Origin of the sequence: Maribacter sp. 4G9, from assembly GCF_002742265.1 — a bacterium.
Taxonomy (GTDB): Bacteria; Bacteroidota; Bacteroidia; order Flavobacteriales; family Flavobacteriaceae; genus Maribacter.
In genome coordinates this window covers 1-21,927 of record NZ_MDGL01000159.1, presented here as the reverse complement: position 1 = coordinate 21,927, position 21,927 = coordinate 1, and the positions used below count along the sequence as shown (strand labels likewise).

Annotated in this window: 18 protein-coding genes and 3 pseudogenes; 6 read left to right on the top strand and 15 right to left on the bottom strand. The window is 37.7% G+C overall.

Annotation, left to right across the window (positions count from 1 at the left end; all coding sequences use genetic code 11):
* A pseudogene (locus tag BFP75_RS22440) lies at positions 1-126 on the top strand (IS256 family transposase); the annotation flags it as partial.
* A 24-nt stretch (positions 127-150) separates the two neighbouring features.
* On the opposite strand, the gene BFP75_RS16055 reads toward BFP75_RS22440, so the two are convergent.
* A complete protein-coding gene (locus tag BFP75_RS16055; protein WP_099546377.1) occupies positions 151-1,971 on the bottom strand; it encodes a cation-translocating P-type ATPase in 1,821 nt (606 codons plus the stop codon).
* A gap of 129 nt (positions 1,972-2,100) precedes the next feature.
* On the opposite strand from BFP75_RS16055, the gene BFP75_RS16050 reads away from it, so the two are divergent.
* Positions 2,101-2,565 (top strand): Hsp20/alpha crystallin family protein, encoded by a 465-nt coding sequence (locus BFP75_RS16050; RefSeq protein WP_099546376.1) that lies wholly within the window; start codon positions 2,101-2,103, stop codon positions 2,563-2,565.
* A 202-nt stretch (positions 2,566-2,767) separates the two neighbouring features.
* On the opposite strand, the gene BFP75_RS16045 is transcribed toward BFP75_RS16050, so the two are convergent.
* The gene (locus BFP75_RS16045) at positions 2,768-3,541 is read right to left on the bottom strand and encodes a patatin-like phospholipase family protein (protein WP_099546375.1); all 774 of its coding nucleotides are present in this window, start codon (positions 3,539-3,541) and stop codon (positions 2,768-2,770) included.
* 315 nt (positions 3,542-3,856) lie between these two features.
* On the opposite strand from BFP75_RS16045, the gene BFP75_RS16040 reads away from it, so the two are divergent.
* The gene (locus tag BFP75_RS16040; protein WP_099546374.1) at positions 3,857-4,927 is read left to right on the top strand and encodes a response regulator; all 1,071 of its coding nucleotides are present in this window, start codon (positions 3,857-3,859) and stop codon (positions 4,925-4,927) included.
* 16 nt (positions 4,928-4,943) lie between these two features.
* Here the strand turns inward: BFP75_RS16040 and BFP75_RS16035 are convergent, their stop codons facing one another.
* The 9 genes from BFP75_RS16035 to BFP75_RS15990 form a co-directional block, all read right to left on the bottom strand.
* Positions 4,944-5,189: a DUF6327 family protein gene (locus BFP75_RS16035; protein WP_099546373.1), complete on the bottom strand. Its 246-nt coding sequence runs from the start codon at positions 5,187-5,189 to the stop codon at positions 4,944-4,946.
* The gene (locus tag BFP75_RS16030) at positions 5,186-5,536 is read right to left on the bottom strand and encodes a hypothetical protein (RefSeq protein WP_099546372.1); all 351 of its coding nucleotides are present in this window, start codon (positions 5,534-5,536) and stop codon (positions 5,186-5,188) included. Before BFP75_RS16030 ends, BFP75_RS16035 begins: the two co-directional genes overlap by 4 nt.
* Positions 5,537-5,541: 5 nt before the next feature.
* The gene (locus BFP75_RS16025) at positions 5,542-5,871 is read right to left on the bottom strand and encodes a YtxH domain-containing protein (protein ID WP_099546371.1); all 330 of its coding nucleotides are present in this window, start codon (positions 5,869-5,871) and stop codon (positions 5,542-5,544) included.
* A gap of 743 nt (positions 5,872-6,614) precedes the next feature.
* Positions 6,615-6,863: a BON domain-containing protein gene (locus BFP75_RS16015; protein WP_123803489.1), complete on the bottom strand. Its 249-nt coding sequence runs from the start codon at positions 6,861-6,863 to the stop codon at positions 6,615-6,617.
* The gene (locus tag BFP75_RS22750; protein WP_410504093.1) at positions 6,820-7,062 is read right to left on the bottom strand and encodes a BON domain-containing protein; all 243 of its coding nucleotides are present in this window, start codon (positions 7,060-7,062) and stop codon (positions 6,820-6,822) included. The genes BFP75_RS16015 and BFP75_RS22750 overlap by 44 nt, the downstream gene beginning before the upstream one ends.
* 249 nt (positions 7,063-7,311) lie before the next feature.
* Complete coding sequence (locus BFP75_RS16005; RefSeq protein WP_099546367.1) at positions 7,312-8,496, bottom strand: acetate/propionate family kinase; 1,185 nt, start codon at positions 8,494-8,496, stop codon at positions 7,312-7,314.
* A 14-nt stretch (positions 8,497-8,510) separates the two neighbouring features.
* On the bottom strand, positions 8,511-10,604 hold the full coding sequence (gene pta, locus BFP75_RS16000; RefSeq protein ID WP_099546366.1) for a phosphate acetyltransferase: 2,094 nt from the start codon (positions 10,602-10,604) through the stop codon (positions 8,511-8,513).
* Positions 10,605-10,774: 170 nt separating this feature from the next.
* Entirely contained in the window at positions 10,775-13,171 is a 2,397-nt protein-coding gene (ppsA, locus tag BFP75_RS15995) for a phosphoenolpyruvate synthase (protein WP_099546365.1), read from the bottom strand.
* Between the two features lie 80 nt (positions 13,172-13,251).
* Positions 13,252-13,707, bottom strand: coding sequence for a pyridoxamine 5'-phosphate oxidase family protein (locus BFP75_RS15990; RefSeq protein ID WP_099546364.1), 456 nt, complete (start codon positions 13,705-13,707; stop codon positions 13,252-13,254).
* A 211-nt stretch (positions 13,708-13,918) separates the two neighbouring features.
* On the opposite strand from BFP75_RS15990, the pseudogene BFP75_RS15985 reads away from it, so the two are divergent.
* Positions 13,919-14,820, top strand: a pseudogene (locus tag BFP75_RS15985) (IS982 family transposase).
* A gap of 13 nt (positions 14,821-14,833) precedes the next feature.
* On the opposite strand, the pseudogene BFP75_RS22435 reads toward BFP75_RS15985, so the two are convergent.
* A pseudogene (locus BFP75_RS22435) lies at positions 14,834-15,014 on the bottom strand (ABC transporter permease); the annotation flags it as partial.
* Between the two features lie 154 nt (positions 15,015-15,168).
* On the opposite strand from BFP75_RS22435, the gene BFP75_RS15975 reads away from it, so the two are divergent.
* Positions 15,169-15,933, top strand: a complete 765-nt coding sequence (locus BFP75_RS15975; RefSeq protein WP_099546363.1) for a TIGR00730 family Rossman fold protein — start codon at positions 15,169-15,171, stop codon at positions 15,931-15,933.
* Positions 15,934-16,117: 184 nt separating this feature from the next.
* Entirely contained in the window at positions 16,118-16,960 is an 843-nt protein-coding gene (locus tag BFP75_RS15970) for a L,D-transpeptidase (protein ID WP_240531812.1), read from the top strand.
* Between the two features lie 775 nt (positions 16,961-17,735).
* Here the strand turns inward: BFP75_RS15970 and BFP75_RS15960 are convergent.
* Genes BFP75_RS15960 through BFP75_RS15950 form a run of 3 tightly spaced genes read right to left on the bottom strand, consistent with a single transcriptional unit; the run spans position 17,736 to position 21,703 of the window.
* Positions 17,736-20,204, bottom strand: coding sequence for a TonB-dependent receptor plug domain-containing protein (locus tag BFP75_RS15960; protein ID WP_099546361.1), 2,469 nt, complete (start codon positions 20,202-20,204; stop codon positions 17,736-17,738).
* 46 nt (positions 20,205-20,250) lie between these two features.
* On the bottom strand, positions 20,251-21,147 hold the full coding sequence (locus BFP75_RS15955; RefSeq protein WP_099546360.1) for a FecR family protein: 897 nt from the start codon (positions 21,145-21,147) through the stop codon (positions 20,251-20,253).
* A gap of 46 nt (positions 21,148-21,193) precedes the next feature.
* Positions 21,194-21,703, bottom strand: coding sequence for an RNA polymerase sigma factor (locus tag BFP75_RS15950; protein WP_099546359.1), 510 nt, complete (start codon positions 21,701-21,703; stop codon positions 21,194-21,196).
* Positions 21,704-21,927 lie beyond the last annotated feature (224 nt).

Here is a 21,927-nt window from a genome sequence, read left to right as displayed (position 1 = left end):
GCGGTGATGAAATCCGTATATTTGGCAACAAGGGAGGCCACCAAGAAGTGGTCCATGCCCATCAGGAACTGGGGCATAATTTTAAACCAGTTCCTTACAATCTATGAAAAAAGGGTCAGACTTTAGATAAAAGTCCAACCCTCGTTATTTTTAACTTACACACTTGGTGGGATAGTGTCGTTTGGCAATTTCAGTTCCTTTTTTACCCATAGCGATTCCAAAATGTGACGCTTTTAAAGCAGGGCCGTCATTTACCCCGTCACCAATCATGGCTACCACCTCATTATTTGCCTTAATGGCATTGATAATGCGGAGCTTGGCGTCAGGAAACATACGTGTATAAACCTGGGTTGTTTTAACTTTTTCCCTTAATTCAACATCGTTTAATTGCATCAATTCATCGCCGGACATGCATCGTTCGTATCCAATAAAATCAATTTCCTTAGCTATCGCAATTGCTGTTTCCAAATTGTCTCCGGTAACCAATTTCACATCGATTCCAGCTTTATCAAAAGAGGCCAATACCTTGGATATATTTTCTTTGGGTGGATCATAAAAGGCTACGATTCCTTTAAAATCGAATTTGAATTCTTGTTGTTTTTTAGGAAATTCCATACCCATAAAATGGGCCTGTCCTACCCCTAATAACCTATAGCCCTGTTTTCCCAAACTTTTTATGGTCGCTTCTAATTGGGACTTTTCCTGTGTGGTTAAATTTGAAATTTCAAAAAATGCTTCAGGAGCTCCTTTGGCCGCAATGATACGATGGCCATTTGCATTTTGGAAAAGATGCGTCATCATTGGCGGTTTACCTCCAATTGGGTATTCATGCACCATTTGGTAATTTAATCTTTCGTCGCTATCTATAAACTGATCATAGGCATTATGGAGTGCGACTTCCATAGGATCAAAGGGAATTGGTTCACTTGCCCACATGGCCAGTGTGATCAATTCTTTCTCAGCTTGGCCCATTTCAGTCCTTGGATCTGATGTTTCTCCAGATTGTAATACAAAGAGCTTTGCCAAACTCATTTTGTTTTGGGTAAGGGTGCCGGTTTTGTCTGCACAGATTACCGTAGCGCCGCCCAAGGTTTCAACAGTTTTTATTTGTTTTACCAAAACCCCCATTTTCATTAGGCGCCAAGTTCCCAATGCCATAAATGTTGTAAAAGCTACCGGTATTTCCTCTGGCAGAATGCTCATCGCAATTGTGAGGGCCTTGAGCAAGCTATCCAACAAATCCAAGGATTTATAATAATTAATTGCCCATACCAACAGAAAGACTGCCAGGCCCCAAACGGACATTTTTTTGACAAAATTTGAGATTTGTCTTTCTAGGGGTGTTTTTTCTTCTTGGATAGACTCCAGACTTTTACCTATTTTCCCTAGTTCCGTATTATTGCCTATTGCCACTACGGTGGCAATGGCCAAGCCACTTACTACTGTCGTACCACTAAAAATGGATTTATTGTCCTTTTCTGAGTCTTTAAAAACAGCAAGGTATTCTCCTGTTAAGATGGACTCGTTGACGGAAAAATCATTGGAATGGATAATGGTTCCATCAGCCGGGATTAAGGTACCCTCCTCGACCATAAGACTATCTCCAATAACAACCTGTTCGCTAGGTATTCCAATGACCTCTCCATTACGTATGACATTGCAATTAGGTTGTGTAAGTGCTTTTAGTTTTTCAATTGCCTTTCTGCTCCTAGAATCCTGATAAAGTGAAATAGAGGCTACTAAAACAATCGCTACCGCCAAAAAAACACCGTCTCCAACATTTCCGCTCATAAAATAGATAGATGAGGCAACCAAAAGCAAGATGACCATGGGCTCCTTGGCTAAACTTTTTAGTGCATCAAAAAATCCATTTTCACTCTTATAGGTCAAGGTATTTGATCCGTATTGTTTTCTGGAAGTCTCCACTTCCAGATCTGTCAATCCTTGAATGTCAAATTTGCTTGAGGACATACCGTTTTTTGTTTTCTCAAAAGTAAAGGCAAGAAAATAGATGGGACTGACCTACATCATTTTGATAAGTGCTTATAGCAACTATTTTCGATTTATAAAACTAATGTTTAACCTTAAAATAAAAATGTTATGTCACTCGTAAAATTTAAAAGAAGACCTTTTGGTAATTTGATTACCCAAGATTTTTTTGATATGGACGATTTCTTTGATAACCGCAGTTGGGCCAGGGATATGATGCCCGATCAATTCTGGAACGGTAAGAGATCAGAACCTGCCTTGAATATAAAGGAAAACGATGACAAGTTCGAAATTGAATTGGCGGCACCTGGTTTTGCCAAAGAGGATTTTGAAGTTACCATTGAAGACGGCTGTTTAAATATTTCCGCTGAAAAGTCTACTTCTGATGAGGAGAAGGAGGAAAACTATACCCGAAAAGAATTTAGTTATAACGCTTTTCAACGCTCCTTGCAATTGCCTGAAACTGTAAAACAGGAAGCTATAAAAGCCAAGTACAACGATGGTATTTTAAGCTTTACTCTTGCAAAAAAGGAAGAAGCAAAAAAAATACCTCCCAAAAAGGTACAGATTTCATAAATTAATTTACTTATAAACTTTTATCAAAAATAATCCCCTCTCAAATGAATCCATTAGTATCTATTTAGAATGGATTCATTTGGGATGGGTTTCCCTTATTTCTTTTTAGGTGATATCCCCCTTAAGTGCAAGGGAAATTTAATAAGGGTCTATATATACTTGATAAAATTTAGATATAATTGCTAGTCTAATTTTCAATCGTCTAGTTTTTAGGACCTTTAACAAGACTACTGTTTCCTAAGGCCTCTTTGGCGGATTTGTACCCCAGTTCAAAAAGGGTATCTATATTTTTTAGGGAAAACATACTAAACTCTGCCATGTGCTCTGGACGTATCAAAACATCACAATGAGCAAATTTTAGGGCAGTTTCGTTGGCAACCATTATATGGTAAGCTCGCTCTAATACATTATGGGCATGCTTCAACTCCGTTTTTTTTATTTTTTCAAATGGATTTACATAGATTCCTACAATCTGATCGCAAAATTCTTTAATAAGTTCAACTGGAAAATTGTTCAAAGTGCCTCCGTCAACATAATAGCCGTCTTTAAAGGAAACAGGTGCGAATAATCCAGGAACGGCTGCAGAGGCCAATACAGGTTTAATGAGCTCACCTTTGTTGAAGATTTTTAAAGTACCGTCCAAAAGATTGGTCGCGGTGACATGCAAGGATATCCTTAAGGATGAAAAACTATCCTTGGGAAGATAAGCCTTTAAGTGCTCATAAAATTTTTCAGTATCCACAAACCCAGGTTTGTTTCGTGCATATTTATCAATACTGAAAACTTGTGTTGTTTTAAAAAATTCCAATATTTCTTCCCAATTGCGACCCCCGGCATATAGTGCACCAACTATGGCTCCTGAACTGGTCCCGGCAATATGGGATGGGTGGACACCAATTTCCTCAAGTGCCTTTATGGCACCAATATGAGCTACGCCCCTAACGCCTCCTCCTGATAGTACCAATCCAACATTCATATAGACTTTAATTGAAGCTCGCGCAAAAATACTTTCTTAGTTCCTTGGTTAAAATGACAATCATCATATTTAGTCTTATTAGTACTGGTATGACCAAAATCATTTCTTTCCCTATATATCCGCAATACATTTATTTAAAAATTTACAACAAGTTCTTCGCCAAGTTTTATTCCTAATCAGTGTAATGGTAATAGCTGGGATTGGGATGTAAAGAGTCAAATGAATAAGGTGTTAACCAAAAGAAGTATCTGTTAAACCATTAAAAACGACATAGATGTACTTTAATTAAATAGATTCCTTAAATGCTAGAAGAAAATGAAAACAATTCTATTGATAGAGGATAATGAAACTGTAAGGGAAAATACGGCAGAAATAATGACTTTGGCCAATTATAACGTAATAACCGCAGAAAACGGGAAAATTGGATTGGAAAAGGCCAAGGAATTTTTACCCGACTTAGTTATCTGTGATATCATGATGCCACAAATGGATGGATATGAGGTACTAAGGTCTTTAGCCGATAATAGTGGAACATCAAGTACTCCGTTTATTTTTCTAACGGCAAAAACAGATAGGTCCGATAGGCGAATGGGGATGAACCTTGGTGCCGACGACTATTTAACCAAACCTTTCGAAGAGGAAGAGTTATTGGATGCGATTTCTTGTCGCTTGAAAAAGCATGACAATTTAGAAAAGGAAATTGCAAAAAAACTAGAGGGTATCCATTCATTTCTAGCGGAGGCTTCAGAATATGTTGATTTGGAAGGACTTTCTAAAAACCGCACCGCAAGGCCTTTTGAGAAAAAGGAAATGGTTTTTTGGGAAGGCGACAATGCCCAGTCGCTTTATTTCATAGTAGCTGGAACAATAAAAACATACAAAGGCACGGAATCTGGTAAGGAACTTGTCACCGGAATCTATGGCCCAGGTGATTTTTTAGGACAATTATCATTGCTTAATGTGGCCGGGACTTATGTAGAGAATGCAGTTGTTTTGGAAGATGCTGAAATTGGTGCGATACCCAAAAAGGACTTCCTAAAACTGCTATATGGAAACCCTATGGTCTCCCAAAAATTCATCAATATCATTTCTAATAATCTAATTGATGTTCAAACTCAGTTGGTAGACATGGCTTTTGCTTCAGTGAGACAACGTGCCGCAAAGGCCCTTTTGGAGCTATATGACAAGGGATTGATCAAGGATAAACCAGAAGATGGAAAGTCTATTCCCCGTGAGGATTTTGCCGGCATGATAGGTACAGCAACGGAAACGGCCATTCGTACCCTTTCTGACTTTAAGGATGAAGGCTTAATTACCACAGATCGTAGCAGAAGAATTGTTATTTTGAACAAAAACGAACTTGAAACTGTTGCGGATTCCGGATGAAAAATAAAAATTGAATTTAAGATTGACGCCTATTGCGAATAAAATCCATTACTTTTTTTGCAAAATATGCCACGATTAAATTTTTCCATCCACCGCTGGTTCCAATGTTCGAACCTAGGCTTTTAATTAAATTCAAAGGAGCTAAATCTGTTTTGGCTCGATAATAATGAATTTTTAGGCTTTCTTGACTTATTTCCCGCTCCAGCTTTAATATTTTTAAGCGGGTATCCATTTCCTCAAATGAACTGTACTCCCTTTTCATCGTTGTTCGAAATAATAATTAGAAAATTTCCTTAGGATAGGAGCGTTTAATTTCTTCCTGAAAATATAAAACATAATTATTACGAGTACATAAAAAGTACCAATTATAATAAAACCGCCATAGTAATTGTCCATTGATTCTGATATTGCCAAACAGGCGGCGAACGATAAAAAGAGTAAAGCAAAAACGGAAACCATACCAATGAGCAGCGATTGAAAGATAGAGGTAACAAAGTGCATGAGAATCTTGAATATCCTGAGTCTCACATACTCGTCGCTAGTTTCCATATAAGACCTCATTTCGGCTTCTGCACCCAAGAGGTTTTCTTTGAATTCATCAAAGGCCATAGCTACTATTTTTGTAGTTGGGCGTTCTTCCTTTTAAGTTCTTCGAGTTTACGCTCTAGATTTTCAATAATATCATCCGCCTTGTAGCTCATTGTTGAAATGGCTTCATCCAATTTTCTATCAAAAGCGTCCTTTTTTTCGTTCGCCGATTTTGTAAGTTCATCTTTGGCGTGAGATAAACGATCTGCAAGATCATGAGCGGTATCGTCAACTTTCCTTTTAATTTTATGGCGTGTCTCAACGCCCTTATCGGGAGCATAAAGAATTCCTATTCCCGCGCCTATGGCGGCTCCTGTTAATAATGCCAGTAAAACATTTCCACTATCGTTTGTCATAATTTTGGTTTTAAAATTATTGTGTTCATTAAAAATTCAATCTAAAAATAGGTTGGAAACAATGTACACGAAATGACCTCGGTCATGATTCTTGAATTTGATGATTTACCGGGTGTATACAAAAGATTTATAATTGTAAATACCTGCTAATGAGACTCTTTTAATTTTCATGCGTCTGGGAATTATACCATATGAAGGCTACAGCTTTTGACGAATATGGATTCTTAACAAAAGAATATATCGACAAAAAACTGAGATTGCTTTCTGTACAACTTCTGTCCAAGATTTTTGAGGTATAAATTGTTAATACGGCATAAAAAAACAGGAGACTAAAATCTCCTGTTTTCCGTGAAACGTTCAAATTTGTTTATGCTTTCTATCTAGCTTGTAAAACGCTTTATTTCTAAAATGACCTAAAAGACGATTTTAGCATCAACGATATCTTCCGTTACACTATGGTCCATTTTTCCTTATGGAACTATAGACCAATATCGTATGTAAAAAGAAACCGAGGCACCAAGGTGCCTTGGTTTCCTAGAAGATGTTCTTCAACCCAATTTCCACTTACATTGATCCATATGGAATATATTGCTATATCCCTTGGTGATACAAACGGTTTAAAATGGGCTTCCTTAACCTCTTCTTATCTAACAACTTAGTTTTCGAAATCGATTACTAAGTATATTGTATTTTTCAATGAACTTTTTCTTTTAAATATATAGCTAAAATACTGTGCTAAATATTTACACAAAATGACCTAGGTCATTTTGTCCATATTTTTCAGAAAAAAATTCAGGATAATACAGAACTACAATATCATTCTGAACATGCCGTACACCAAGTGCTTTATAAGCGGTCTTCTCTGCAAGTTCCCGTTTCTTAAAAGAATATACCCTTCCCTTGAGCCACCCCGTATCATCATCTATCTGTATGCGTATTCCTTTAGCGTCAAGACCGGCCAAGCGCTCGTAGGTTTTTGTTATTTGACTCAATATAAGGTACTATTTCTATTCTATTAATGATTCCCTTTACACCCAAAAGATCTTGTAAGATATGTTGGGCCAATTTCCTTTGATATTCCCAAGAAACTTGCCCGGACAAATGAATATAACCATCTTCCACAAATACCATTATTTTTTCTTTGGGTATAGCTGTATTCCATTCTAAGGCGTTCACCGCTGCACTCGCAATTTCCGTATCTGTTTTTTTGTAGTCCTCCCCATATGTTACTTCAATGTCCTATTTTTTGGAGTATCTACAGAGGGTGAAGTTTGGGTACGCAGGAAAGAGTTGCCATCAAGATACAATGATGCAAATTTAGCGCGCTCGCGTTATGAAAGAATTCAAAATTATAGCGAAGAGAATATTAGTAGCTATCATGAAAAAAACAATACAAATCGAGGCAGGAGTAATAGGACCGTTAAAAGAAATAATAATTGACTAAGAAATTAAATTAAATACTTGTTTTGCAATCTCTAATTCTTCATTGGTAGGAATAACCAAAATCTTGACCTGGGAGGAATCGGTATTTATTTCTCGTAATACATTTGACAGTTTTTCATTTTTGACCGAATCCAATTTAATACCCAGATAATCCATGTCCAAACAGGCAAGTTTTCGAATTAAACTGGAGTTCTCCCCAATACCGGCTGTAAATATGATAGCATCGAGTCCGTTCATTGCCGCTGTATATCCTCCAATATATTTTTTAATTCGGTAGGCGTTCATGTCAAGTGCCAATTGACAGTTTTTGTCCCCTTTTTCTGCTTTTGCTTGTATATCCCGTAAATCACTAGATCCTGTTAGGCCAAGCATTCCACTTTTTTTATTCAATAATTGTTTTACCTCGTTTAGGGAGTAACCTAAACCATCCACCAAGTGAAATATAACTGAATGGTCTATATCTCCACTTCTTGACCCCATGATCAGGCCATTGGAAGGGGCAAAGCCCAAACTGTGGTCCACACTTTTACCGTTAACTATAGCCGTCATACTACATCCATTTCCTAAATGAATGGATATTATTTTTGAGGTTTCCCGGCCAAGATATTTTATGGCTTTTTCGGAAACGTATTTATGACTGGTACCGTGGAATCCATAAACCTTAATGTTGTCCTCGGTATAAAATTCATTAGGAATAGCATACTTTCTAGCCTTAATCGGCATGGTTTGATAGAAGGCCGTATCAAATACGGCCACCTGTTTTGCCGTTGGAAATAATTTTTCTGCAATTTCAATACCTTCCAGGTTAGGTGGATTGTGCAATGGGGCCAATGCGGAATAGTAATTTATTTCATCTTTTACAGCCTCGGTGATTAGTGTCGTTTCCGCAAAGGAATCGCCACCATGTACGACACGGTGACCTACCGCATGGATATCTTGCGGATTTTCAATTGCCCCTTTTTGCGTATGTGTCAAATAGTTGGCAAGGATACTTAACCCTTCTCGATGCGTCTTTATTGGAACGGTTTCTTGAACATTGATATCATCCTTTTTAAAGCGCAGTATAGCATCTTCATAACCAATACGTTCCACCATTCCGGAGCAAATTATCTTTTCCAAAGGCATTTCTAAAAGTTTGAACTTAATCGAGGAGCTTCCGGAATTGAGAACAAGTATTTTCATTATTCATTTTTATATTAAAGACCTTGGGCCTGTATTGCCGTAATAATGACCGTATTGTAAATGTCCTCTACAGTACATCCACGGCTAAGATCGTTAACCGGTTTATTAAGACCTTGTAGCATTGGACCAATGGCCAGTGCTCCAGTTTCCCGTTGTACGGCCTTATAAGTGTTGTTTCCTGTATTGAGATCAGGAAAAATGAAGACGCTTGCCTGGCCTGCTACCTGGGAATCGGGTAGTTTGGCGAGACCTACCTTACTGTCAACGGCTGCATCGTATTGAATTGGACCTTCCACTTTTAGTTCCGGTCTTTTTTCCCTGATGATTTCGGTTGCTTTCCTTACGCGATCTACATCTTCACCAACACCCGAGGCTCCTGATGAATATGAAAGCATGGCTATTTTGGGTTCAATACCAAAAGCAATACTGGTAGCCGCAGATGAGATGGCAATTTCTGAAAGTTGTTCCGCGGTAGGATTGGGATTGATGGCACAATCTCCAAAGATAGTTACCCTATTGGGCAAGCACATAAAGAATACAGAGGAAACAATAGAGACCCCTGGCCTTGTCTTAATAAATTGCAGGGCGGGCCTTATGGTATGTTGTGTGGTATGCACGGCTCCGGATACCATGCCATCCGCGTGTCCCATGTACACCATCATTGTGCCAAAATAGGAAACATCTTCCATCAAGTCTTTTGCCATGGCCAGATTAACGTTCTTATGCTTTCTTAGTTCAAAAAGGGTAGTTGCGTACTCCAAGAAATGTGGTGACTCCGCTGGATTTACGATGTTTATGGCCGATGCATCCAAAACTATATCCAATTCAATGATTTTACTCTTGATTTCTTCTGGGTTTCCCAATAGTGTAAGGGTTACGGCATCTGCATCTATGAGCTTTTTAGTGGCGAGCAGAATGCGCTCATCCGTACCTTCTGGTAGCACAATGTGTTTTTTTTCCGATTTCGCCCTTTTTAAGAGATTGTACTGGAACATTCTGGGGGTTATACCACGGGGCTTAAACGTTATTAACCGTTCCGCCAGTTGGGTGGTGGGAACATGTTTCTCAAATTCCTGTATGGATGTATTGATTTTTACGGTGTTCTCAGCGTAGATTTTGGGTCGAATGGTACCAATTTGGTTTGTTACGGAAAAAGTACCTCCCTGTACGGATAGGATGGGTACAATATCGGACAGTCCTTTAATCAATTTAACAATTGATTTCTCCGGCAACAATCCACCCGTTAATACAATCCCGGAAATATTGGGATAATTGGCAGAAATATTTGCCTGTAAAGCCCCTAATATTATATCTGCCCTATCGCCTGGTGTAATCACCAAGCTGTCCTTCTTAAGATGGGTGAGATAATTCCTCAATTGCATTGCACCAACACTAAAGCCACCGGCTTGGTTGTTCAAAAATTCTTCACCAAATAGTATTTTGGCCTCCAGTTCTTTTGAGATTTCTTTGACAGTGGGGTTCCCCAATAGCGGATTTGTTGGAATGACACCTACCAAAACATTATTTGGAAGTTTCTTTTGTAACCCCGTAGTTACAATATCAATATTTTTTGGCTCAACTTTATTGGCAACGGTCAATAATACTTCTACACCCTTTTCTTTAAAGGAATCATAGGCCATAAAAAGGTTGCCGATGAGTTCTTCCAAAGTTTTACCGGTTCCGCTTGCAATAATTACTGTAGGAATGCCAAGGTTTTTGGCCACAAGCACATTGATATCCCACTCGATTATCGCACCTTCGCCAGAAAAATCTGTTCCCTCAACAAGGATAAAGTCGAAACGGTCCTCTATAGCCTTGTATTTATGTATTATTTGACCAAGAATTTCGTCGTCCCTGTCTAAGTTTTTTTGTTTTACAACTTCACTTCTAGTATAAGCGTAGGCATCTTTAAATTCCAAATCCAATTCAAAATGGGTAATGATAGTATGGATATGGCTGTCCATAGTCCCTTTTTCAAAGTCGTCTATTATTGGCCTGAAAAAGCCAACTTTTGCCGCTTTTCCCAGTAGGAGTTGCATTAATCCTAAAGAAACTATCGATTTTCCACTATTTGGTTCAGTGGTGGCAATGTATATGGCTTTGCTCACAGGTAAAGGGTTTTGTGGCTAACAAATTTATGGGATTCTTTAATGTTAATCCACTTAGTCTTCAAAAACAAAAGAAGAAATTTTTTAAGATACCTTCTAGATTGAATTTCTTTTTTATAGGTCCTTAATTAAGATAGGGCAATATCATCTTTCATGATAAGGATTTAGTGCTAATTGCTACTTTCTGCCGTTCCAAAAGTGACTTTCTGTTGTTCGGCCTTGTTGATATTTTCTATACCTTGTAGTAAAGCATCAGGATTAAAGGAAATACTATCAATCCCTTCTTGAATAAGAAATTTTGCAAACTCAGGAAAGTCACTGGGAGCTTGACCGCATAATCCAATTTTTATATTTGATTTTTTTGCGGATTTAATTGCCATTGAAATCATACGTTTGACGGCTTCATCATTTTCATTGAACAGTTTTCCCATAATTTCGGAATCCCTATCAATGCCCAATGTTAATTGGGTCAGGTCATTAGACCCAATAGAGAACCCATCGAAGATTTTCGCAAATTCTTCGGCTAATATAACATTGCTTGGAATCTCTACCATGGTATATACTTTCAAACCATTTTCGGTACGTTTAAGTCCATTATCTTCCATCACTTTAAGTACTTTTTTACCTTCTTCGACAGTTCTGCAAAAAGGAACCATAACCTTAAGATTGATGAGCCCCATTTTTTCCCGTACTTTTTTTATCGCGGCACATTCCAGGGTAAAACCATCTTTATATAAATCACTGTAATATCGTGATGCTCCCCTAAAACCCAGCATAGGGTTTTCCTCCTGGGGTTCAAAATCCGTTCCCCCTATAAGGTTGGCATATTCGTTCGTCTTAAAATCACTTAACCTTACAATGACTTCTTTTGGATAAAAAGCCGCGGCTATAACTGCTATTCCTTCCGCCAGTTTATCAATAAAATAGTCGGTCTTGTTGGCGTATTGGCTTGTCAATTGCTCTATCTTATTTTTTACTTTGGGGTCTTTTAATTCATCATATTTCACCAAGGCCATAGGGTGTATCTGGACGGAATGCGTAATGATAAATTCCATCCGCAATAAACCGATTCCATTATTGGGATAAAATGAAAGTTGAAAAGCGTTTTCCGGATCGGCCAAAATCATTTTGGCTTCTGTTTTTGGAAGATGGATGCCTGAAAAATCGATTTCACGTTCCTTAAAAGGGAGTTCCCCTTCATAAATATACCCGATCTTTCCTTGGGCACAGGACATGGTAATCATTTCACCGTTGACTATTTCTTCTGTAGCGTTGCCACAACCTACAATAGCAGGGACACCCAATTCACGGGCAACTATGGCCGCATGACTGGTTCTACCCCCTTTATTGGTAATAATTCCACCGACCTTTTTGAGCAAGGGATCCCAATCTGGCGTAATGGTGTCCGTCACAATAATGGACTCTTTGGTCAAAGGCCCCGCTTCTAAGGGAGAGTTCAAAAGTACAGGATAACCTATTTTGATTTTAGAACCAACAGCATCTCCTTTTACCAGCACTTTGCCCTCCTGCAACAGTTGATACTCTACGTGTATGTTTTTGTTCTTGGTATGGTGGACCGTTTCTGGACGGGCCTGGGTGATGAACAATTCTTTTGTAATTCCATCCTTGGCCCATTCAATATCCATGGGTTTGTGGTAATGTTCCTCTATTAGTAGGGCCCACTTGGCCAAGGTTATAATTTCATTGTCGGTCAATACATACTGTTCTTGTAGTTCTAATGGAGTATCGATGTTCAAGGTGGTTTCCTTTTCTTTTTCCGAGGCATAGACCATGGTCAGTTTTTTATCGCCCAGTTTTTTCTGAATAATGGGATACATGTCCTTCCTAAGGTTAGGTTTAAAGACATAAAACTCGTCTGGGTTTACCGTGCCTTGTACAATGTTTTCACCCAAGCCCCAAACTCCTGAGAGTAAAACAACGTTTTCAAAGCCGGATTCAGGTTCTATGGTAAAACCCACCCCAGAACAGCTTTTATCTGAACGTACCATTAGCTGTACACCCACTGATAGGGCAACATCTTTGTGTTTGAATCCCTTATCCTCTCGATATTTGATGGCGCGATCGGTATAGAGAGAGGAGAAGCATTTTTTAACAGCTTCCAAAAGCTCTGGCTCTCCTTTAACGTTTAAAAAAGTATCGTGTTGACCTGCAAAACTGGCATCTGGGAGGTCCTCTGCCGTTGCACTACTGCGCACGGCTACAGCCAATTCACCATCGTTACAAAGGTCCTTATAGGCACGTGTAAGGGCGTTAGAAAATTCTTTGGAAAATTCGCTTTTAAGAATCAGGTTCCTTGCCCGTCTACCTATCAGATTTAAATTCGTGTATTGGTTTCTGTCCAATCCAGATAGGATATTTTCCAGAGCTTGCTGTATATCATTTTCCTTTAAGAAATTCCAAAAAGCGGTGGACGTACTGGCAAAACCATTTGGAATGCGTACTCCTTTTGGTAACAATTTATTATACATTTCTCCTAGAGAAGCGTTTTTACCTCCTACGTATGAAATATCCGTGATACCAATATGACTGAATTTTTTTATAAGCATTGCAACGAGGATATATGAATTGAATAAAAGCAACCTACTGGATGTCTTTATAAGACATCTTAAACTTATCGAGGACCTTTCTAAGATTCCCTTTTCTTACCTGTAATCGCATTAATTTTAATTCGGAAAACGATGGGCGAACCTTCTGATTCAATCTTGGCCGAAAACTCACTAATGTATTCAGGGTCCGTCCCTTCGGTGCGACTCAAAATATCCTTTATACCTTTCGAGAACTCATGAAGCATATTTTTTGCATCTATACCTTTTAATTCTTCAAAAGTGCCATGTACTTGAACAGTCTGCCAATTCGCTACTGATTTAATCTGGGTCACCATTAAAGAAATAGAAGTGTTTTTGCGCATTGCGGCTATCTTGTGTCCTTCAGAAGAGTAACTTGTAATGGTGTTACTTTCTCTATCATAATAATAGGTCATAGGCACTATATATGGACTTGCTCCCGATATATAGGCCAAGTTTCCAATATAGTTGCTGGACAGAATTCGAAGGTTTTCAGCACGTTCTAAATTTCTTCTCATAGCCTTGTTTTTTATCTTCTTCCAAAACTAGTTTTTACAAAGTGAAGGACATATGACATTGGTCATTTAGAAAGAAAAAGCGGATACATGTTTAGTGAACGTGAGTTCGATATAAAATGGAGTAAAAAAGCAGAAATAAACAATAAAGAAAAAGCAGAAAATATGTATATTTAAGTATCTAACAATCAAATATTTAACTAATTTTATGCTTATGATCTCTACCGATAGAATTACAGAAATTTTTTGTTTTATCGATGAGTTTCACCAAGAATTTGAACAAGTTCAAAAAGGACATCTTCTTCAAGCTGATTGCGAAATTAAAAGGAGAAATAGAAAATCCAAGCTTTCCAATAGTGAAGTAATTACTCTTATAGTACTCTTCCATTCCGGAAATTTCAGAAACCTAAAACACTTTTATCTTTTCTATATAAAACCACATTTGAAAAGTGAATTTCCTGAAACGGTACCTTACAACCGTTTTGTTGAACTTCAACGAAAGGCGGTGGTTCCAATGGCCTTGTTCCTCAAATGTGTTGTTTGGGTAAATGCACAGGTATTTCCTTTATAGATTCAACACCCTTGAGATCTTGTCATATTAAATGGGAAAAGCAGCATAGGACTTTTAAGGCAATACCCGCCAAAGGCCAATGTTCCATAGGATGGTTCTTTGGGTTCAAACTTCATTGGATCATCAATGATAAAGGAGAGATCCTGGATTTTATGCTTACCCAAGGCAATGTCGATGACAGGGAACTTTTAAAAAGTGATAATTTCCATAAGAAGATAATGGGGAAACTCTATGGCTACAAAGGGTACATAGGCAACGATCTCTTTGAAAAACTATTCGTCGATGGAGTGCATCTGGTCATCAAGATCAGAAAGAACATGAAGAACAGCTTGATGCATACCTACGATAAAGTGATGCTGAAAAAGAGGACCATAATAGAAACAGTAAATGACGAACTGAAGAATATGTGCCAAATCGAACACACCAGGCACGAAAGCTTTGACAATTTCCTGTCAAACCTACTCTCCGGACTTATCGCCTACAGCTTCTTTCCCAAAAAACCTTCGTTAAACCTGGAGATTATAGATCAAAGATTATCTTCTTAAGTCGAACTCACGTTAAACCAATAATGAAGTTGGTCATTACAACCAATACCAAGGACCTATTTCCCATATGGTAACATTGGCGTAACAGTTCCTTGAATTCAAAAAGGAAGTGTAATTGTCTCCTTGAAAAAGCGGCCTGCAAAATAGGATAGTTCTCCTATTTGGTTGAAGAAATGCTTTATCCTACTGACCATTTTTGAAGCGGTAAATACCGGTTTTGCAACGTAAACCATTCACAGATATAGATTGAAAAGGTTTTTTTTAAAATGACCAATATTATACTGGTAATGAGAATTGTCATCTTTTACTTTTTAGATTGGTGTTACTTTTATTCAACAAAAATTTACCATGAAACAGAAGTCAAAAATTGATTCGAATTCTTTCTACTTAAGTGAAGAGCGTACTTTTTTAGATGGTCCAAGGAGTAGATTCAAAGAATTTTGGTTTACACTAAAGGTTCAATATCACTTCATCAGGGCCTTTCGAAAATTGCACTTTATCGGACCTTGTGTTACAGTATTTGGATCTGCAAGGTTCGAGGAGGATAATATCTATTACAAAAAAGCGGAGGAGGTTGGCAAGGCGCTATCAGAAATGGGTTTTGCAGTGATGACAGGTGGCGGGCCGGGAATCATGGAGGCCGCTAACAAAGGGGCCTATCTCAATAATGGTTTTTCCATTGGTTGTAACATTATATTACCATTTGAGCAAAAACCCAATCCTTATCTACATAAATGGATTAATATTCCTTATTTCTTCGTACGTAAGTTTTTGTTATTGAAATATTCCTATGCCTTTGTTGTTATGCCAGGGGGTATTGGCACTTTAGATGAACTCTTTGAGGCATTGACGCTGATTCAAACTAAAATGATATACCATTTCCCAGTGGTAATTTTTGGAAAGGCATATCATAAAGAACTCTATCGCCATATTCAGACCATGGCGAAAAATGAAAGTATTTCGCAGGAGGATATGAATCTATTGTTTCTTACTGATTCTGTGGAGGAAATGACGCAACACCTTAAGGAATATGCTGTTAAGAGATTCGGACTTGTTAAAAAGCCTATGGAAACCAGGTGGTGGTTTGGTGAGACTCGACCTAAACGGACATGATAATGATCATTTCTTTATGCAGCCACAGGAACTACTTTTGACCATAAAATTATTTAAGGGAATAGTGATAGTTCTACTGAAAAAGACAGATATGGTTAGATTCGTTTACGTAGTTATATGGACCCTATTATTGATTTTGACGTCATGTAATGCAAAAAACTCCTACGCGTTAGAGGAAAGGCAGATGGAAAGAATTATTTCAAATACCGGTGGAGATGATGTAGAACTGCCAACAATGGTGCAAATAAAGAGAAATGTCGCCATAAGGGAGTACTTTGATTACATTGATTCCTTGGTAATTCGATATGATTCTTTATTGCCTTATCCATTGTCCGAACATATTATTGTAAGGAATAATCCATGGATAATTGACACCTTGGCCAATACGGATTATTATAGGATGATTTCCCGTGATTCCTTTGTATATGATCAGCGACAATTGACCGTACTCCCTAAAGGAAGTAAACTTCATATTCCGGATTCCATAAAGGCCAATCAAATACTTGGCGAATTTGCAAAAACCGAAATCGATGTTAATATTCCTGAATTCAAATTAAGGATATTTCAGGATTCGGTTTTGTTGTATACTTTTCCCGTTCGAGTAGGTCAAAACAGGGAACGTTACTTGAAATTTGGGGATCGTATAACTGATTTGCGTACCAAAACAGGTATTGGGACGATAATTGATCATGTCAGGCACCCTGAATTCTATAATCCAGCAAACGGAAGACAGTTTTATGTTACCAAACGTGATGATGGAAAAACGACCATCATGCCGCAAATCCCTTGGATCGAAACAGAAATCAACGGGATAAGAAATGGACAAATGATACATCCTACTACCAATCCTGAAACGTTAGGAAAGGCCTATTCAAATGGATGTATTGGCACAAGGGAAGCGGATGCGTGGATAATCTATTATTACTCGCCCATTGGAACAAAGCTAAAGATTCGCTATGATTTAAAGACGTATGAAGAAGGTAGGGTAGTGGCCTTATTTAAGGATATTTACGGTAAGAATAATTAAAACCGGATTTATACCCCCATTTTAAATAATTGCCATAGGAGTGTATAATCTTACTACACTCCTGATGGAAAATTGTCCAAACAAAAAAACGCTCGAGCAAGCTGAGCTATTTTTCTTGTTGAACTATTTATTCGTGATTACGAAAGTATTGGAAATAGAGTTACACTTCGTGTAAAGGGATATTTGCTTTAAACGGATGTTTACATGTACCTTTTAATACCATTAATCAAATTTAGATTGCGCATAGATAATGTTCGAGTCCGTTGTTTCTTCTCTTCTACTAAAAGTCCAGCATTGTCTATCTTTTCTCGGCTCATATTCCCGTAATGATTTGCTATATTTTTCCTTCTTCGCCACCTAGTGAGTAGAAGCTGGCTAAATTGAGCCACAAAAAACGGAATTTTTTGTGCCACTTAAAAAGTCATGTTATATATGGCCATAAAAGGATTTACGATATTAGTGCCATGCTCACTTAAGTCCGGCCCACGTTGTATACTTGGACCGGCACATCCACCTATGGTTAGTTTAAACTGACTTTAAGGTTCTTGTCGAAAAAAAATCGTTTTAAAGTAAATAATTTTTCAAGACATAAAGGATACTATTGTGTTCACATAATGAAGTCGTTTAAACTTTGTCAAATTGGCTAAAAAATTGCAGCATTGCACACATATTTCGTCTTTTTCTTGCTCCGTAGCCCTGCTATGCAGCTCAAAAAAGCCTTCATCTGGGCACAATGCTTTCAATTTTCGCTTCAATCCAAAAAGTTTAAACGACTTCAATTTAAAAAAACCCTGAAAGTAAAATTGGGTGTAAGTGGAAGGGCTCCCTCGTTTATTTCCTCGACCTCTCCATTTCTGATTCTGTAATAATGGTTTAGGGTGTTCTGCTTATTCAATGAATTCCAAATGGAAAATCCTGCAAGGCCTTTCATATTTTCATTAATGCTGAAATTGTAAATGGCTGAAAAATCCAACCGAAAAAAGTCCTTGATATTTTCATTGTTTGGAAGGTCGTAGTTCAGTGCTCCGTTTTCATTTTCCGTGTTTAGGAGAATTGTAGTGGGCTTTCCGGTATGCCAATTTAATCCAGAGGAAACTTTTAAATTGCCAATCGTATAATTGATACCAGTAGTGATGGCATTTTTAATGTGTAAATTATTTGGAAATACACTGGGCATGAAGTTATTAAAACGATAGTTGTTGGATGTATATGAATAGCTGAACCAGGTGTTTATTCTTTTATACTGGCGGTTGACCAAGAGGTCCACGCCCTGTATCGTATAACTCCCTGTTTCTCTTGCATCTTCAAATTGATTTTGAAAACCTTGGCTCTGACTTGTAATCCCTGTGATTTTTTTAGTATAGCCATCCACACTGGCAAGCCAGCCCTTTCTTTTAAAGGTAAAGCCCGTACTTAGCTGTTTACCTTGAATGATGGGTATTTGATTTGGAGATGAAAGTACCCATCGCCTGTTCTCTACCCCCAAGAAATCATTTTGAAAATCGATGATTTGTGAGGTGGTCTGACTTTTAATTTCACCTAATACCTGAACGGAAAAGTATTTCAAAAATCGTTTGTTCATACTAATTCGTGGCTCAACCAAAACCGTGTTGAATTTATTGATGTGATTTGCCCTAACTCCTCCGTTAATGACCGTCTTAAGTTTTGGTATCGTGTAGTTTATCTGTGCATAAAGGCTATTTGTTCTTAAGACCTGTTTATCCAGTTGCCTAAATAAGGGATTGTTTATTTCTTGAAAGTTTTCGATACCTGTTTCATTGTATTGATATCCTAGCGCTAGCTTTAAATCTGAATTGAAATTAATATTGCCCCCAACCTTTAAACCATTTTCAGTAACGTGATTTTCTTGGGACAGGGCTTGATTGTCAGGTATGTTCGCGTTTATGGATTTCAGTTTGTACAAGCTACCATATGCTTGAATATCCGTAAAGAATTTTTGGTTCCAATTTTTTCTGTAATACAATCCTGTACTAATGTTATTTTGCGATAGATTACTGTTTCTAAACACCTGCTCATTATTGATATCGCCCACCTCGGTCAAACCCAATTGGTTGCCCAAGATGATAAAATTGAAATTGAATAAATCATTTTCGGTAGGTTTATAAAGCAATCTCGCATTGGTGTCAAAGAAAGAAAAACCAACTTGTGATGGTTTTTCTTCTTTTCCAAAGCCCACTACTTCAGTGTTCTGAAAAGACTTCTCAAAATAGGAGGCATACGTGGGCGACTCGATTAAATTATTTATGGATTTTCTGCCGGAAAGTTGCAAGGACATTTTTGGCGATAACGGTAGGTCTAAAAAAGCATCTGTGCTCAAAAGATTAAAGCCCCAATTAACCTTGTATGTAGTGTTCAATTTTTTTTCCGTTTCCAATTCCACGATCCCCGAAACGCCATCACCATAAAAAGCACTACTGCCATTTTTGGTTATGGTAGCCCTGCTGGTGAGATAGGGGTTGAATGCAGAGATAAGTCCAAAGAAATGACCTGTTTGGTACATTTTAATTCCGTCCCAAAGTATAAGGGTCTGATCGCTAGTACCTCCTCGAATGTTGATATTGGAGACGGTTTCGTTAACACTCAATATGCCGGGCAGCTCTTGGATTGATTTGAGGACATCGGGCTCAATAAGTCCAGGAAGAATATCAAACTCATTAAAGTCTATGGTAGTGCTTCCATTTAAATTTTGACTAATGCCCCTTGCAAGATAATTGCTGATGAGCGTAACGGGTTGAAGCATCTCAACCATCTCATCGAAAACAATAGTTCTGCAATCTTCATTTTCAAAAAAATCCATCGAAACGGATTTTGCCCGATTATCTGGAGGGTATATAAATATCAATTCAGAATCATCCTTTGAAAGAAAAGTGAAATTTTTATCGCCCTCGATTGTTAATCGTTGATAGTCGGTTATAACGGTATATTTATTTTGTTCCTCATTTTTGTTGGCATTCCTAATGCGTCCACACACTCGCTTTAAATCATGCTTTAAGGACACGGCAATAATTTCTTTGTCAAGAAGGGTAAAGTTGAAAAGGGTTTTATCGGTTAATATAGAAAGTGCCTCTGAAAGACTTTTTGGTTTGTTAAAATCGACGAAATGGGATTCTAATTGTTGGTCGTGATAATTGAAATTACATTGGAAATCGTTTTCTAAAGCTGCAAGAACACTTTTAAGGGATTGTTTTGAAATATTTTGCTGTGCATTACCTAGTGATGACAATAAGATCACGCATAAAACAAATAACCTTGACACAGTATTCAAAATACTATTCTTTTATTAACACGATGTCTCCTGTAATTTCGAATTGTAAATTTAGTGGAACGGTCAATGCTCTTAATGCTTCTTCTAAATTATCACTGCTGATTTTTCCCGTAAAATTTTGGCTTAGGTCTATGGCACTTGATATTTGTAAGGTTATACCATACTGTTTTTCGATGTTCTCGATTACTTTGTTCAAAGGAATGCTTTTAAATAATAAGCTGTTAGATATCCATGTGGGCTCCGAAATGAAAACATCCAGGGGCGCATCTCCCATACCTGTATTTAACTCCTTGCCAGCCTCTAAGATAGTATTCTTGTTATTTGCCATAATACTGACCTTGCCTTCATAACATGTTACAACTAATCCGTTGTCTTCCTTTACATTGAATTGGGTACCTAGCACCGTTATGATCGCATCTTTTGCATGCACAGCGAAGGACGAACCTTTCTCAACCTTGAAAAATCCCTCTCCGTTCAGTGTAACGTCCCGTTGTTGTTTCCAGGACCGTTTATTATAAACAATACTGCTGCCCTGGGTCAATATAACACTACTCTCATCAGGTAGGGTAACCGAAAAACCATTATGGTCTGCTGTTATTGTGGTCACATGCGTTCTAAAAAAACTGAAATAAAGGCCAAAAATGACCACCACGCTGGCAGCGACGGCTAACATGGAACGGTTTGCAAATTGGCGTTTTCTTTTTTCGCTCTTTATTTTATTTTTGATAGTGATGTAGGAATCATCTAGGTCAAAAGCGGGCGCTTTAAATTTATGGGCGTTATCTATAATATATTCATAATCAGCAAAATCATCCGAAGTTTTTAAGACCTTCAATTCTTCGCTGGTAATTGAGCTATTCAGCCACTTTTTTAACAATATTTTATTTTCAAGTTTGTCCATTCTATATTAAAAACAATTACGCATAAAATACTCCTACCCTTTTTCACTACTTTTTTATAGCCTCCTTGATTTTTTTGAGGGCCGCATAGATTCTTTTTTCAACCGTTTTTTGACTAATCCCTAGAATTGCAGCTATATCGCTGTGCTTCTTTCCTTCTATTTTACTCAACATAAAGGCTACCCTTTGTGACTCCGTTAGTTTTTCCAATGCTTCCTTATACCTTAATAACTTTGGATCTGCCTCTTTTATGAACTCTGGCTCCTCGGCCTGTTGTGTAGGTGCAGTATTGGCAAAGTTTAAAACTACTTTGTTGTGCTTTATTTCATTTAGGCTTAAATTCTTTGCAGTTACAAATAAAAACCCTTTTGCATTTTCAAATTCGATGTTTTTACAGTTTTCCCATAATTTTACAAAAGCATCCTGAACTTTGTCCTTTGTATTTATTTGATTTCCATATCTGTAATATAATGTATCGTACAATTCTTTTGAAAATCTTTTATAGATTAGGGAAAAAATTTGTTCCTCACACACATTATTGAATAACTTTTTAGGCATTAGGGTGGGAGAATTTTATGTTAAGTTGTCTTTATAGAAAATGAAGTGGTTTAAACTTTTTTTGGATCGAAAGACAGGGTTGCAGAGATTTGTGTTGTGAAACATAAGTCAAACCAAAACAACCCTTTATGTACTTTATTCTTGACAAAGATATGATAGAAGAATCAATAGTCGCATACCTTCCTTCACCTAGTCGTGGCTTTAACGTTACGGTACCCATGGCC